At 55.5% G+C, this 14,045-nt stretch carries 5 protein-coding genes; all 5 read left to right on the top strand.

Features of this window, described 5'->3' with window-relative positions:
• The first annotated feature begins 133 nt into the window (after positions 1–133).
• The 5 genes from P4L78_RS18295 to P4L78_RS18275 all read left to right on the top strand — a co-directional run bounded on the left by P4L78_RS18295 (position 134) and on the right by P4L78_RS18275 (position 14,003).
• Entirely contained in the window at positions 134–5,020 is a 4,887-nt protein-coding gene (locus P4L78_RS18295) for a PAS domain S-box protein (RefSeq protein ID WP_309329675.1), read from the top strand.
• The gene (locus tag P4L78_RS18290) at positions 4,999–5,265 is read left to right on the top strand and encodes a hypothetical protein (protein WP_309329673.1); all 267 of its coding nucleotides are present in this window, start codon (positions 4,999–5,001) and stop codon (positions 5,263–5,265) included. The genes P4L78_RS18295 and P4L78_RS18290 overlap by 22 nt, the downstream gene beginning before the upstream one ends.
• Positions 5,266–5,626: 361 nt before the next feature.
• Positions 5,627–11,200 (top strand): response regulator, encoded by a 5,574-nt coding sequence (locus P4L78_RS18285; protein ID WP_309329671.1) that lies wholly within the window; start codon positions 5,627–5,629, stop codon positions 11,198–11,200.
• Positions 11,197–12,372 (top strand): two-component system response regulator, encoded by a 1,176-nt coding sequence (locus P4L78_RS18280; protein WP_309329669.1) that lies wholly within the window; start codon positions 11,197–11,199, stop codon positions 12,370–12,372. Before P4L78_RS18285 ends, P4L78_RS18280 begins: the two co-directional genes overlap by 4 nt.
• The gene (locus P4L78_RS18275) at positions 12,372–14,003 is read left to right on the top strand and encodes a hybrid sensor histidine kinase/response regulator (RefSeq protein WP_309329667.1); all 1,632 of its coding nucleotides are present in this window, start codon (positions 12,372–12,374) and stop codon (positions 14,001–14,003) included. The genes P4L78_RS18280 and P4L78_RS18275 overlap by 1 nt, the downstream gene beginning before the upstream one ends.
• Positions 14,004–14,045: the final 42 nt, after the last annotated feature.

Here is a 14,045-nt window from a genome sequence, read left to right as displayed (position 1 = left end):
TCGGTGCAGTTCAATACTCCCCGCAGCAAGGTGTATTCACCTTTTTACTTGTTCACTTGCAAATGACCGACGGGTTTATTCCCCGGTCCGCATTTGGCGGGATGGTTAGTCGTTCCGCCTCAAATGGTTCCTGATGCAAATCCAGAAAACAAACAAGCTGATCATAGCGCTTGCCGTTTTGTGCTCCGTTGCGAGTTTCGTCGCTTACCAATACGCCTGCCGTGCGCAGGCCGAGCGTCATGTTCTCGGCGAACAAGTCCTGGCCGCCAACATTTCGCTCAGAGAATTGAGTGCGGGCAGCGAGCAGCTGACCGCCGCAGTACGTGCCTATGCGGCGACCGGCGAGCAAAGCTATCGCGATATCTACGACCGTCAGATACAGGTTCTGCATATTCGCGACCACGCGGTACAGCAACTGGCGAAGCTCGGGCTGGACAGCAACGCAATGGGCCTGATCGCCCAAGCTCGCCAATTATCGACTGAGCTGGAACAGCAAGAGCGCCAGTCCTTCGAGGCTGTGGCACGTCATGACCGGCAACGCGCCGTCGCCCTGGTTTATGGCGACGAATATCAGCGGGCAGTCCGGAACATCAGCGAAAAAATCAATCTTGCTCAGCGAATGATTGTGACGCAGCTGGATGGCCGGATCGCTACATTGTCTGCGCGTGCCAGCAATGCGGGTTATTGGCTTGCGGGTACCTTGTTGCTGAATGTGCTGGTTATGTTTGCGGCGTTGTTGTTTTACCAGCGCCGGGTTGTTCGGCCACTTGGCCGGCTGATCGACAGCACCAGGCTTGTTCTCGCCGGTGATTATTCATTCCGCTTCCAGCATCACAACGTGGAAGACGAAATGACTGACCTCACTCGCTCACTGGAAGCTTTCCGCGTGCAAAGCGCCGTCATGGATCAGCAGCGTTGGGCACGGCAGCAATTGCTGGAGCTCTCCAGCGCACTGCAACAGCAAACGACACTGCGGGGATTTGCCGGGTGCCTCTTGGACCATCTTGGCGAACCATTAGGCTTGGCCGCAGCAGCCTGTTATTTGCAAACCGATAACAGACAAGGCTTTCAGTGTCTGGCGACATATGGTTTGCCTCGTGATACGGCGTTACCAGATACACATAAGCTGCTGTTGAATCAGGCGCTCGAGGCCAAACGCCCGTTGCAGCTGGATATGCCCGCACCGAGCGAGTGGGGCAGCAGTTTTGGGACAAACGTTGAAGCGCCAGGTCTCCTGCTACTGATTCCACTGACATTGCCGAGTGGGCTGGGCGGCGTATTGGAGCTTGCCACATTCAGCGATTACACAGAGCGACAAGGGTTGATGCTGGAGGCTTTGCCACAACTGATGTCGCTCAGACTTGGCGGCGTGCTGCGTGATCTGCACACCGTTACGTTGCTGGAACAGTCGCGAAACCAGGCCGAAGCGCTAAGCAGTTCGCAATGCCAATTGCAGGCACGTAAAGAGGAATTGGAGTATCTCAATCAAGAGCTTCGGGCCCATGTAGTGATGCAGGAGTCGCAGCAACAGGAATTGCGCGCCACCCAAGCCTGGTTCAGCAGCATTGTCGAGTGTGCCCCCGATGGCATGCTGGTCGTCGACGGGCAAGGCCGGATAACGCTGGCCAATAGCCGGCTGGAAACCAAGTTTGGTTACCAGCGCGGTGAAATGATTGGCATGTCAGTAGACGGCCTGGTTCCCGAGGGCTTTCGTCATTCGCATGCAGCCCAACGTGAAGAGTTCAAGCTTGGCCACGATATGGCACGCGACATGGGCGCAGGTCGCAGAGTTTTGGGACAACGTAAGGACGGCAGCGAATTCCCGCTCGAAATCCGCCTGTCGCGCTTGCCGGCGCGTAACGATGGCGAAATTCTGATTTGCGCAGCAGTACGAGATATCAGCCGGCGCCTGGAAGAAGAAGCAGCTCATCGGGCAATCGAAGAACGTATGCGACTGATTCTGGCCACGATCAGTGGCGGGGTATTAGGGGTCGATTCACAAGGCGATATTACTTTTGCCAATCCTGCCGCGGAGATTTTGCTGGGTTACGAGCAAGAAGAACTGGTGGGAATGTCTCTGCCGCGACTGGCCCGTTACGTGGCAGAAGATGGCAGCGAGTTGTTGCCACGGGAGTCGTGGGCGTTACTGCCGCTGAGCATGAACGGATCCAGGCGTGGCAGCGATGCCTGTTTATGGCATAGCAATGGCACCAGCTTTGCCACCGAATATGCGATTGCCCCCATGCAGGAGCATGAGCTTCAGACTGGCATGGTCATCATGTTCCGGGATGCGACCGAGCGGATCGAAGCGGAAAAAGCCCTGCTGGCTGAGCGGGAGCGACTGCAACAAATTCTCGATAGCAGCCCGGTCTGTATCGTTTTCTCCTCGACCGAGCAGGTGCATTTTGCCAATCCAAAGTTTGTGGAAACGTTCGGCATTGGCGCGGGCGACTCGTCGTCAGCACTCTATGTACGTCAGGAAGAACGCGTTGAGCTGTTTACTGTCATGGCTAACGACAAAGTCGCCAGCAACCTCGAGATCCAGTATTACGACCGCGATCAACGTGTGCGGGACATGCTGATCACTTGCGTGACAATGAAATTGAATGGCGTAGAGGGTGTACTGGGCTGGATGGTGGACATTACCGAGGTCAAGGCGGCAGAACAGGCTGGACGCGATCATGCCGCGATGCTGCAGTCGCTGATCAATGCCATCCCGTATCCGCTGTTTTACAAGGATGCAAATGCCCGTTGCCTCGGCATAAATGATGCTTTTAAAGAAACCTTTGCGGTCGACGAGCGGGATCTGATTGGCAAAACCGTGCTCGAACATAGCGATGCGCTGCCGACTACCGATCACCGCCGTTACTACGACGAAGATTTGGCATTGATTGCGTCCGGCGGCCATCTGCAACGCGAAGCATCCGTCTTTTTTGCCGATTACATTGCCCGTGACGTGATTTATTCCGCTTCGGCCTTTCGCCATAGCGACGGCAAGCCAGGTGGCATGGTCGGCACTTTTGTCGACGTTTCCGACCGTAAAAAAATAGATGAAATCGAGCGTTTCAACCGGCTTGCCCTCGGTCGCGAGAAACGTATCCTTGATCTGAAGAGCCAGATCAACGCCCTTAGTGTCGAATTGCAGCGGCAGCCAATATTCAACGTTCCCGATGAAATTGCCGGAGAAAACGGAGGCGGAGATTTTCCGGAAACCAGTCTCAACCGGCTTCCTGCTGACGAAATGGTCATCGAGCAGGAGTTGATCCGGCTGTTGGCGACCCATGAAATTCACCAGCTGTTCGCTACCCAGTGTCAGGAACATGGCGTGGATGCCGCCATTTTCGGTCTGGGAGGGAATACCCTGCTGTCCTTGGGCGCAGACTCGACGCGGCCTGCTCCCGCAGACAACTGGCTAACGGGGCTGCCGGTCAAGGACATACCGCTACACTTTGATCAGAACTATACGATTGTCCCGATCGATGCCGATTCAAGTTGTGCCGTTTCGCCGATCACCATTGGAGCGCGCCAGGTCGCCACGTTGTGGATAGGCCCATTCCGGCTTGAGTATGTCACTGCGTCTGCCGGCGAAATCATGAACTCTTCCCGTCTGACACCCAGCCAGCTCCAGCGCATGATGCAGTTGTTCTCTGGTGTTGGCGGGCTGCTTGCCACCCTTTCGCTGCGCCTTTGGCGCTCGCACCAGGCCGAGCAATATGTCCGCACGCAGTCTCCCGTCATGCGTAGCGAGCGTGCTGCCGCCATCAGCCTTGCCGAAGACGCAGAACAGGCCCGGCAGGATGTGCTGCAATATCAGGGGCAACTCGAGTCGCTGGTAGAGAAGCGCACGGCAGAACTGGTGGCCGCCAAGGAAATTGCCGAGGAGGCAACTCGCGCAAAAAGCGATTTCCTCGCCAATATGAGCCACGAAATCCGTACGCCAATGAACGCCATCATCGGCATGTCTTACCTGGCGCTGAAGACCGAATTGAATCCGCGACAGCAGGACTACCTGGGCAAGATTCAGCAATCGGCTCGCCATTTGCTGAGCATCCTCAATGAGATTCTCGATTTTTCCAAAATTGAGGCCGGAAAGCTGACCATGGAGCGGGTTAACTTCCGGTTGGCGGATGTGCTGGCGCAGGTTGTTGCGCTTGAGGGAGACAAAGCGACTGTCAGGTCGCTGGCTCTGAATGTCGAGGTGGCAGGTAATGTGCCCGACGATCTGGCTGGGGACCCAACCCGCCTGAGCCAGATTTTGCTCAACTATGTCAGCAACGCCATCAAGTTTACCGAGCGTGGCGGCATCAATATCGAGGTGAGACTTGCCGGGTACGTGGCTGGTGAGCCGTTGCTGCGTTTTGCGGTGAGCGATACCGGCATCGGACTGACCTCGGCGCAGCGTGGCCAATTGTTTACGGCCTTTCAGCAAGCAGATACCTCCACCACTCGCCAATATGGCGGCACCGGTCTTGGTCTGGTCATTGTCAAAATGCTGGCAGAACTGATGCATGGCGAGGTTGGCGTTGAAAGCGAATACGGACATGGCAGCACATTCTGGTTCACTGCCCGACTGGGCTTGGGTGCTGTGGCGAGCGATCCGCATCCTGACGCCTCGGAACAAAGCGCGCCGACCAGTGCTGAATTTCGCGGAAAGCGCATTCTGCTGGTGGAAGATAACGAGCTGAATCAGCAAGTTGCGGTGGAATTGCTGAAAGAGACCGGCGTCGAAGTGGATATTGCTGACAATGGCGCCATTGCCGTCAATCTGGCGGGTAAAACCCGTTATGACTTGATCCTGATGGACATGCAGATGCCCGTGCTGGACGGGCTGGATGCCACTCGCCAGATTCGCGAGCGCGGTCCATGCATGAGCGTGCCCATTGTGGCGATGACCGCCAACACCCAAGAACAGGACCGAAATCTTTGCCGGGAAACCGGAATGAACGACTACCTGGCCAAGCCGTTCGAGCCCGAAGCGCTGCAGGACATTCTGGCGAAGTGGATGCCGGTCGCCAGCTGACTTATGCCATAACGCCAATTTATTGCGGATTACTGCTTTCCGGGCGGATCGCTGTTTTTAGTGCGGCCTTGCACCTTCTCTTTTGTATTGCTCAGCTTTGCTCAGATTTGCAATTCTGGTTCATGTTATTTTCAGGATTGTGTTTTGGAAAAGATAACTGGGCTATTTATCTGACTAATGACTGCCCGCGTATTCTGGCCTGCCGGATGCGCAAATTTCCCGACAAACAAGACGACGATTATTAATGCCAATGATCGCTTGTCACGTATTTAAAACGGCTGGACTCATCGCCCCACGGCGAGGTGTCCCAGGGCGTGACATTTGTCATCCACGCTGTTGCATGGCCAATGCCGGCCAGTACCGCACAACCTGGTGCTCCCGACATGGGGGCAAGTCGCGCGTATGAGCAGCCAGGCCGCTCCGGACTTTTGCGATTCACCAATCATTGTGAATTGGCCGATTTGAAGGATTGCAAAACAATCTGGTGTTATTACCAAAGGGATATTGCGCGGTGCGCGATATCCCGAATTTATTTGTATTGAGCATGGGCTGGCCGAATCTCGAAATGAGGGGACTGAATTGAAACTGACAAAGATGAACTCAGAAATGACGATTCGGACCAAGCTTTTGCTGCTGGTATTGGGCGGCCTTTTTTTGATGCTGGTGCAGGGGGCCAATAATATTTTTCGCGTGGCTGCCATCCAGGCTGATTTTGAAACGACCTACAACGACCGGATAACCAGCCTTGCCGAACTCAAACGCATTGAAGATCTGTATGCCCACAATGTGCTGGAGGTGGTTCACAAACTGGGTGCCGGGCGGATCGATTGGGACGTCGCCCAGACGAGTCTTCACCAGGCAAAAATCTCGGTTCACGCCCGCTGGGACGCTTATCTCAAAACCGCGCTGACCGACGAAGAAAAAAAGCTGGCGGCACAGACCGCACGGAACATGAATATCGCCGATGCCACGCTGGCGCGGCTGGATTCGCAAATAACCGCCAAAAACAGTGCCGGATTGACCCAGCTGGAACATGGGGAGCTGGAGGACAATCTTGTGCAAGTTTTTTCCAGCATCGATCAGTTGATCAATTTGCAGTTGCGAGTGGCCAAGGCCAATTTCGAGAACGCCCATCGCAATCAAATGCGGGCCTATCTTGTGACCGGGGCCCTGCTTGGGCTAGCCGTGTTGCTTGGTACCGTTTGGGCTTATGGCATGCTGCGCCAGCTTAATCGCAAGATCGCCCGCGTGAACGAGGCAATGCGATGGGCTACGGTCGGGAATGATCTCTCCGCGCGTGTCAGCGTGACCGGAAAGGACGAGATCGATCTTATCGCCGTGGCGTACAACAATCTTGCGAGCCGGTTGCAGGACCAGCAGTGGACCACCCAAGGCTGGTTGTACATTGCAAACGTCATGCAAAAGCAGGAAAGCCTGGCTGGCTTTGCCGAGCAATTGCTGGCCGCAGTCGCACCAATGCTGCGCTGCCACTGGGCGGCGTTCTATATGGAGCGTGAGGCAGGTAGCGAGCTTTCTTATATTGGCGGGTTCGCCTTGTCCGAAGCGCAAGGTGCAGCGCGCGCCGTTGCGGCTAACGCCCAGTTGGCCCAGATACTGCGCGATAAAAAACCGGCCCAATTCAACGATGTGCCCTTTGACTCCTGGCCAGTGGTGCCTGACGAGTATGCCCATACCCCACTCAATCTGGTTCAAGTGCCCATACTCTTGAGCGACGGGCAGGGGGCGGTCATTGAATTTGCCTCATTCAACAGCTTCAGCGAGCGCGAACTTTACGCGCTTGATCGTTTGTCCTTGATTGTCGAACCACGACTGGACGTTTTACTGCGCTCATTGCGAACGCAAGAACTGCTTGAAAAAACGCAGATTCAGGCTGATGCGCTGGCTATTTCCGGGCAGCAATTAATGGAACATGGCGAGGAACTGGAACTGCTCAACCAGTCGCTTGCCGAGAAGACAAGCCTGCTGGAAGAACAACAGGAACAGCTGGCTGCAACCGAGGCCTGGTATCGCAGCATCATCGAATCTGCTCCAGACGGCATGGTCGTTGTGGATGAACGCGGTCTCATCGTGCTGAGCAATACGCAGCTTGAACGCATGTTTGGTTATTCGCGCGGTGGCTTGCTGGGGCAGTCGATTGAAATGCTGTTGCCCAACGAGGCACGAGAGCGGCATCCCGCTTTGCGCGAAGGCTACGCCGTGGAGGCGGTCGCACGGTCAATGTCGACCACCAATGCCAACGTACGCGGTTTACGCAGTGACGGCAGTGAGTTTCCGGTGGACGTGCGCTTGTCCGTTTTGCCCAAGCTCGCGTATGCGGGGTCTTATATTTGCGCGGCTGTGCGTGATATCACCCAGCGCAGGCTGGACGAAGCAAAGCAGGCAGAACTGGAGCAGCTCAATCGCATGATCCTGACCTCAGCACGGTATGGCGTGGTGGGATTGGGTGCCGATAACCGATTGACGTTTATCAACCCCTACGCAGCAGAAGTGCTCGGATATCACGAAGCGGACCTGCTCGGTCTGCCGATCGATGAACTGGCTTGTGAGTCTGTAGCAGTCACCGATCAGCACAGTAGCGATTCCGGTTTGAGCTCGGGAGTAAATGGCCCGGTTGGCAGCAGATTCAGAGGCATGATGCGCCGTCGTAATGGATCGCTTCTTCCGATCAACTACGGCATTTCGCCGCTTTATAAAAATGACGTTCAAGATGGCGCCGTCGTTTTCTTTCATGATGCGACGGAGCTGCGCCGGGCGGAGCAACAAGAGCGCGACCATACCGCACTGTTGCAGGCGTTGATCGACACCATTCCGTATCCGATTTTCTACAAAGGCGCCGATCTGCGCTATCTGGGCTTCAATCGCGCTTATGAACAGACCTTTGGTGTGCGCCGCGATGCGTTGATTGGCAAATATGTACTGGATCATGATTACCTGCCAGACGCAGAGCGTCAGGCCCATCAAGCAGAGCAAAAGGAACTCATTGCCAACGGCGCATCCGTACAGCGTGAGATGGCCGTGTCGTTTGCCGACGGGTTACGGCATGACACGCTTTACTACATATCCAGTTTTCGCAAAGCCGATGGCGCACCAGGCGGGATTATCGGGACCTTCGTTGACGTATCCGACCGTAAAAAAATTGGAGAAATTGAACGTTTCAACCGATTGGCGCTGGGCCGCGAAGTCCGGGTTATCGAGTTGAAGCGGCAGGTCAACGCGTTGGCGCTGGAGCTGGGTCGTTCATCGATCTATGCCTCGCCAGAGCAAGTGGACGACGCTGCGTCCGTGCAAGTGGCTGCCTTTCCGGAATCAATAACGACCATGGCAGCGACGGCAGTCGCAACCGACACGCCGATGTTGCCGGTGACCGTCGAAACGCAACGCATACTGGTTGATTACTGCGATCTACTGGGTATTAACGCGGCCATTTTTGATCAGGACGGGAAACAGGTGGTGGCCTCAGACTGGCAAGAGGATTTTTCTCTGGCCGGGCTGGCATGCATGGCCGGGAACGACAGGCAGTGCATCGGCAGCGAGTGCACTATCTATCATGACCAGGCGGGTTTATACGCCTGCGCTGCACCGATCTGGGTTGACGGTCGCCAGGTCGCAGTACTGCGCACCGCGCCTTTTCGCTTGACGGCAGCAGATGTCGGTAGCGTTGAAGAGGTCGTCCCGGCAATGGATGAGCCTCGACTGACACAGATACTCGGCTTCCTGAAACACTTCGCCAATCTGATCGCGGCCACGGCCGTGCAGCATTGGCGCAATCGTCGTGTGGAACAGCATTTGAGCCAAGGTGCCTCGGCCATGCAAGATGAACGGGCGGCAGCCATTAGTCTGGCAGAGGATGCCGAGCTGGCACGTGGCGAGCTTGAATCTTACAAGCAGCATCTTGAGGCACTGGTCGAGGAGCGCACCGCACAATTGGCGGCGGCCAAGGATGATGCCGAAATCGCCACGCGCGCCAAGAGTGATTTTCTGGCCAATATGAGCCATGAAATCCGCACGCCCATGAACGTGATTCTGGGCATGGCTCACCTGGCAACACGCACCGAGCTGTCCCCTAAACAACGCGATTATCTGAAAAAGATTCAGGACTCCAGCCAGCATTTGCTGGGCATCATTAATGACATCCTGGATTTTTCAAAAATTGAAGCAGGCAAGCTCGATATCGAGCAGGTGGACTTCTCGCTCGACAAGGTGCTGGACGAACTCGGTGCGATCAATAGTGAAAAAGCGTCGTTCAAATCGCTGGAACTGATCTTCGACGTGGCCAGTGATGTGCCGCGTCGCTTGAATGGTGACCCGGTACGGCTCCGGCAAATCCTCATTAATTATCTCAATAACGCGATCAAGTTTACCCCGCAGGGTGAGGTCAAACTCAGCGTGCGGCTGGTTGAACATCAGGACCAGTCGGCAACCCTGCATTTTGCCGTGCAGGACACCGGTATTGGCCTGAGCGAAGAACAACGCCGCCTGCTGTTCCTTTCTTTCCAGCAGGCAGATACATCCACTACCCGCAAATATGGCGGCACCGGGCTTGGATTGGCTATTTGCAAGATGCTGGCAGGCTTGATGCATGGCGAAGTCGGGGTGCAGAGTACCCAGGGCGTGGGCAGTACTTTCTGGTTTACCGCCCGTTTTGGCATTCCTGCATTGGCGAAGGATTCGTCGCGTCTACCCAAAAAACGGGTGAAATCACGGGTTCTGCTGGTGGACGACAACGAGAGCGCACGCAGTACGCAAGCGCGCATACTCGATGAGATGGGCCTGGATGTGGCCGTGGTCGAGTCGGGCGAAAGCGCCGTTATGCATGTTGCCGCCATGGACAAAAAAGGCCCCCCATGCGACATCCTGTTTATTGATTGCCATATGCCCGGAATGGATGGTTTTGCGACCACTCGACGTATCCGCGCGCTGGGGTTAGCCCATATCCCCCGTATTGTCATGATGAGTGCCTATGACAATGAGCAGATCCGGCTGCAGGCGGCCGCAGAAGGCATTGATGGTCTGTTAGCCAAGCCGGTGGGCGCCGTTCAATTGCGCGACTGCATGGAGAATGTTCTGACCGAGACTGCTGTGGTCCGCCGCAGTTATGCGTCTGAAAATCGCCCCTTTCATATTCCGGAATTACAAGCGGCGCACATCCTGCTGGTTGAAGACAATGAACTCAATCAGCAAGTCGCTATGGAATTACTCGCAGAAGGCGGTTTGAGCGTGACCCTGGCCGGAAACGGTGCCATCGCGCTGCAAAAAATTGCTGAAACCAACTTTGATCTGGTGCTGATGGATATGCAGATGCCAGTGATGGACGGGGTGGAAGCGACCCAAATGATACGGAGCAGTGGTTACACCATGCCGATCATTGCCATGACCGCCAATGCCATGACCGGAGATCGGCAACGCTGCCTTGAAATCGGCATGAACGACCATATCGCCAAGCCGGTTGAGCCAGAGGCGCTGTGGGGCACGCTGCGTCGTTGGCTCAAGCCTGCGACAAGCGTTAAATCCGAACCGGCTGGCGCAGCTGCTCCGGCTGAACTGGTCAGCGTGCCAGCAAACATTCCAGGCCTTGATTCCGTTGCCGGATTGCGGCGAATCCGTGGCAACACCGAGTTGTATCTTCGGCTTTTGCGTAGCTTCATGCAAAGCCATGGCAATACCGTGACCGAAGCTCGCGAAGCGCTGGCGCAGGGTGACGCCGCAACGGCGCGGCGCAGTTTTCATACGCTGCGCGGTGTGGCCGGCCAGATTGGCGCGGTGCATATACAGCAGTTGGCGGGGGAGGTTGAACAAGCCTTGCACGATCAAGCTGCCGCTAATGTGATTGATGTCGGTATGGCCGAGCTAGAGGCCGCGCTGCTGGCGCTACTGGCAGCGCTCAGCGCGGCTTTGCCCGACGCTGTCGAATTGTCGCGGGACGAGGCCGCCAATGTGGATGTTGATCAGGCCAGAAATCTCTGTGACCGACTCATCCAGTTTTTAACTAAAGACGACGCCGAGGCCGGCGAATTATTTGAAAGATCGGCCGCTGTGCTACGGCAAGTGCTACCGCAACACTATCGCGATATAGAGCGGGCAATGCGTTCGTATGATTTCGGGACTGCACTCAGCATTTTGCAAGCCGCGATCACTCATATTCACTGGAAAGAAGCATGATGAAGTCCGCAAATGGCCATTCGGTCAAACCCACCATCCTGATGGTCGACGATACGCCCAGCATGCTGGACGTGTTGGCGCATTTACTCGAACCCGAGTTCCGGGTGCAGGTAGCCCGCAGCGGCGAACAAGCACTGGCGAAAGTGGCGCACAGCGAACATCCGGATTTGATCTTGCTTGATGTCGAGATGGACGGCATGGATGGTTACGCGACATGCATGCGCTTGAAAAGCAATCCGGCAACGCGGGATATTCCGGTTATTTTTCTGACCTCGCACGCAAATGAGGAAAACGAGGCAAAAGGGTTCGATGCCGGGGCGGTCGACTTTATTCCCAAGCCAATTTCGCCGTCGACATTGCTGTCACGGGTGAACGCTCAGCTCGCTTTGAAACGGATGAGGGATCTGCTGCGCGACAAGAATGCGTATCTGGAACGGGAAATCACCCGACGCACGCGGGAAGTTGTGGCAGTACAAAGTGTGGCCATTGCTGCAATGGCATCGCTGGCGGAAACCCGCGATTCAGAGACCGGCAATCATATTTTGCGTACGCAACGCTACGTAAAGGCGCTGGCCGAGCATTTACGCAACCACTCCCGTTTTTCGGCCCAACTCGATGACGCCTATATCGATCTGCTGTTCAAATCTGCGCCGTTGCATGACATTGGCAAGGTCGGCATCCCTGATCGTATTTTGCTCAAGCCGGGAAGATTGACCGCCGACGAGATGGAAATCATGAAAACCCATGCCATGCGGGGACGTGTTGCCATCGCAAAAATGGAACAGATGCTGGGTTACCAGATCGACTTTCTGGTGCTGGCCAAGGAAATCGCTTTTTCACATCATGAAAAATGGGACGGCAGTGGCTATCCGCTTGGGTTGTCTGGTGACGGTATTCCGCTGAGCGCACGCCTTATGGCTTTGGCCGATGTTTACGACGCATTGATCAGTCGCCGCGCCTATAAGGAACCCATGTCTCATCAAGCCGCAGCCGACTTTATCCAGTCTGGCCGCGGCAAGCATTTCGACCCGGATGTAGTCGACGCGTTTGTAGAGTTACAGGAAGAATTCCAGGCCATTGCCAGGTTCTACGCGGATACCGCCGAGACCGAGCTTGAGCAGACAGCCATGATAAATACCCATTTGGGGTTGCAGGTGGTGGGGCAAGCCTGATGAAAAAATTCCGCGATCTGGCTGTGCTGGTGGTTGACGATTTCGAACCGATGCGCAAAGTCACTGTGACCCAATTACGCCAGTTGGGGCTGGAGCAAATCATGATGGCCAGCAACGGTGGAGAAGCGTTGCGGCTACTGCGCCGGCACCGGGTGGACATCATTTTGTCGGACTGGAACATGCCGGTAATGACCGGCCTCGAGTTGTTGTGCGAGGTGCGCAACGACGAGAGTCTATGTCGCCTGCCTTTTGTGATGATCACGGCCGAGTCAGACCGCAAGCATCTGGAACAGGCGATTGCAAATGGCGTGAGTGATTTGCTGGTCAAGCCGTATGCGCCGGATCGGCTGGAAGCCAGCCTCGAGAGGGCGATCAACTGGAAGCCGCGCCCGCCCAAGGCTGCGCAGGCTGCCAAAGCGCTGCCCCCCAACACAACACCTGATGGCGCTGCAGTCCAGTCTGCGACACCGGAAAAGCCGACCATCCTTGTGGTTGATGACACGCCGGACAATCTCAAGTTGCTGTCGGACCTGCTCAAGGACGAATACCGCGTGCGTATCGCCCTCAATGGCGAAAAGGCACTGGAAATATGCCATTCAGCCACGCCGCCTGACCTGGTTTTGCTGGATGTCATGATGCCGGAAATGGACGGCTTTGAAGTGGCCAGGCATATGCGCGAACATCCGGGTTCACAAAGCATTCCGGTGATTTTTGTGACCGCTCTGGCGCAAGACAAAGACCGGCATGCCGGTCTGGAACTAGGGGCGATTGATTTTGTTACCAAGCCCATAGACCCAGATCAACTGACGTTGCGGATCCGCAATTTCATGCGCTACGTGACGTTGCACAGGGAGGTTCAGGCCGGGTACGACAGCATGCTTGAGGCGGCAAAGCTGCGGGACGAAGTGGATAATATGATGCGCCACGACCTGCGGGGAAGTCTTGCCGGGGTGATTAGCCTGATACAAAACCTGATTGCCACTGATTCCATGAAGCAGATGAATCGTTATCAGGTCGATCAATTGCATGCCGCTGAAGAAATGACCTTGCAGGTGCTCGGCATGATCAATCTGTCGTCCGAGTTATACAAAATCGAGACCGGGCGCTTCAGACTGGAGGCGCAGCCGATTGAGGTTGAAGATATTTTGCAGCGCATTGTGCAACTGGCGCGTACGACCTTCAAACACAAGCAATTGACCATTTCGATGTCCACAGACGAAGTGGTTAGCGCTGAGCCCGCCCGCGCATTTGGCGATGCCATGCTGACCTGGTCGGTATTTCAGAATCTGATCAAGAACGCCTGTGAGGCCGCGCCGGAGAAAGGGATGGTGAGCATCAAGCTGCAAAAGCGCAGCATGATGTGTATTTCAATTACCAATGAGGGAATGATCCCGATTGAAATTCGCGATGCCTTTTTTTCCAAATTTGTGACCAAAGGCAAACCCGGTGGCAATGGCATTGGCACTTATTCGGCCAGATTGCTGACCGAAGCGCAAGGCGGCCAGATTGCTTTTGCCGTTTCCAATGAAACGGCCACCACCACGCTAAGTGTTCAGCTACCTTTGATTCCGGAAGGATTTGTTGAGCCGGATGCTGGCAAGAGAAATCCCCGCTTCGGACAATTGGTGTAGCGCGCATGTATGCCGAGCAAGGCATCCTCGTCCGACGAAGGC

It is taken from the genome of Silvimonas sp. (assembly GCF_031291215.1).
GTDB lineage: Bacteria > Pseudomonadota > Gammaproteobacteria > Burkholderiales > Chitinibacteraceae > Silvimonas > Silvimonas soli.
Note: the sequence above shows the minus strand (reverse complement) of the source record. Positions and strands in the feature narration are given on the sequence as shown.

What these genes read in the sequence shown, in the direction of transcription:
- P4L78_RS18285 (WP_309329671.1), top strand. Translation starts at nt 5,627, where the DNA reads ATGACGATTCGGACCAAGCTTTTGCTGCTGGTATTGGGCGGCCTTTTT.
- P4L78_RS18295 (WP_309329675.1), top strand. Translation starts at nt 134, where the DNA reads ATGCAAATCCAGAAAACAAACAAGCTGATCATAGCGCTTGCCGTTTTG.
- P4L78_RS18280 (WP_309329669.1), top strand. Translation starts at nt 11,197, where the DNA reads ATGATGAAGTCCGCAAATGGCCATTCGGTCAAACCCACCATCCTGATG.
- P4L78_RS18275 (WP_309329667.1), top strand. Translation starts at nt 12,372, where the DNA reads ATGAAAAAATTCCGCGATCTGGCTGTGCTGGTGGTTGACGATTTCGAA.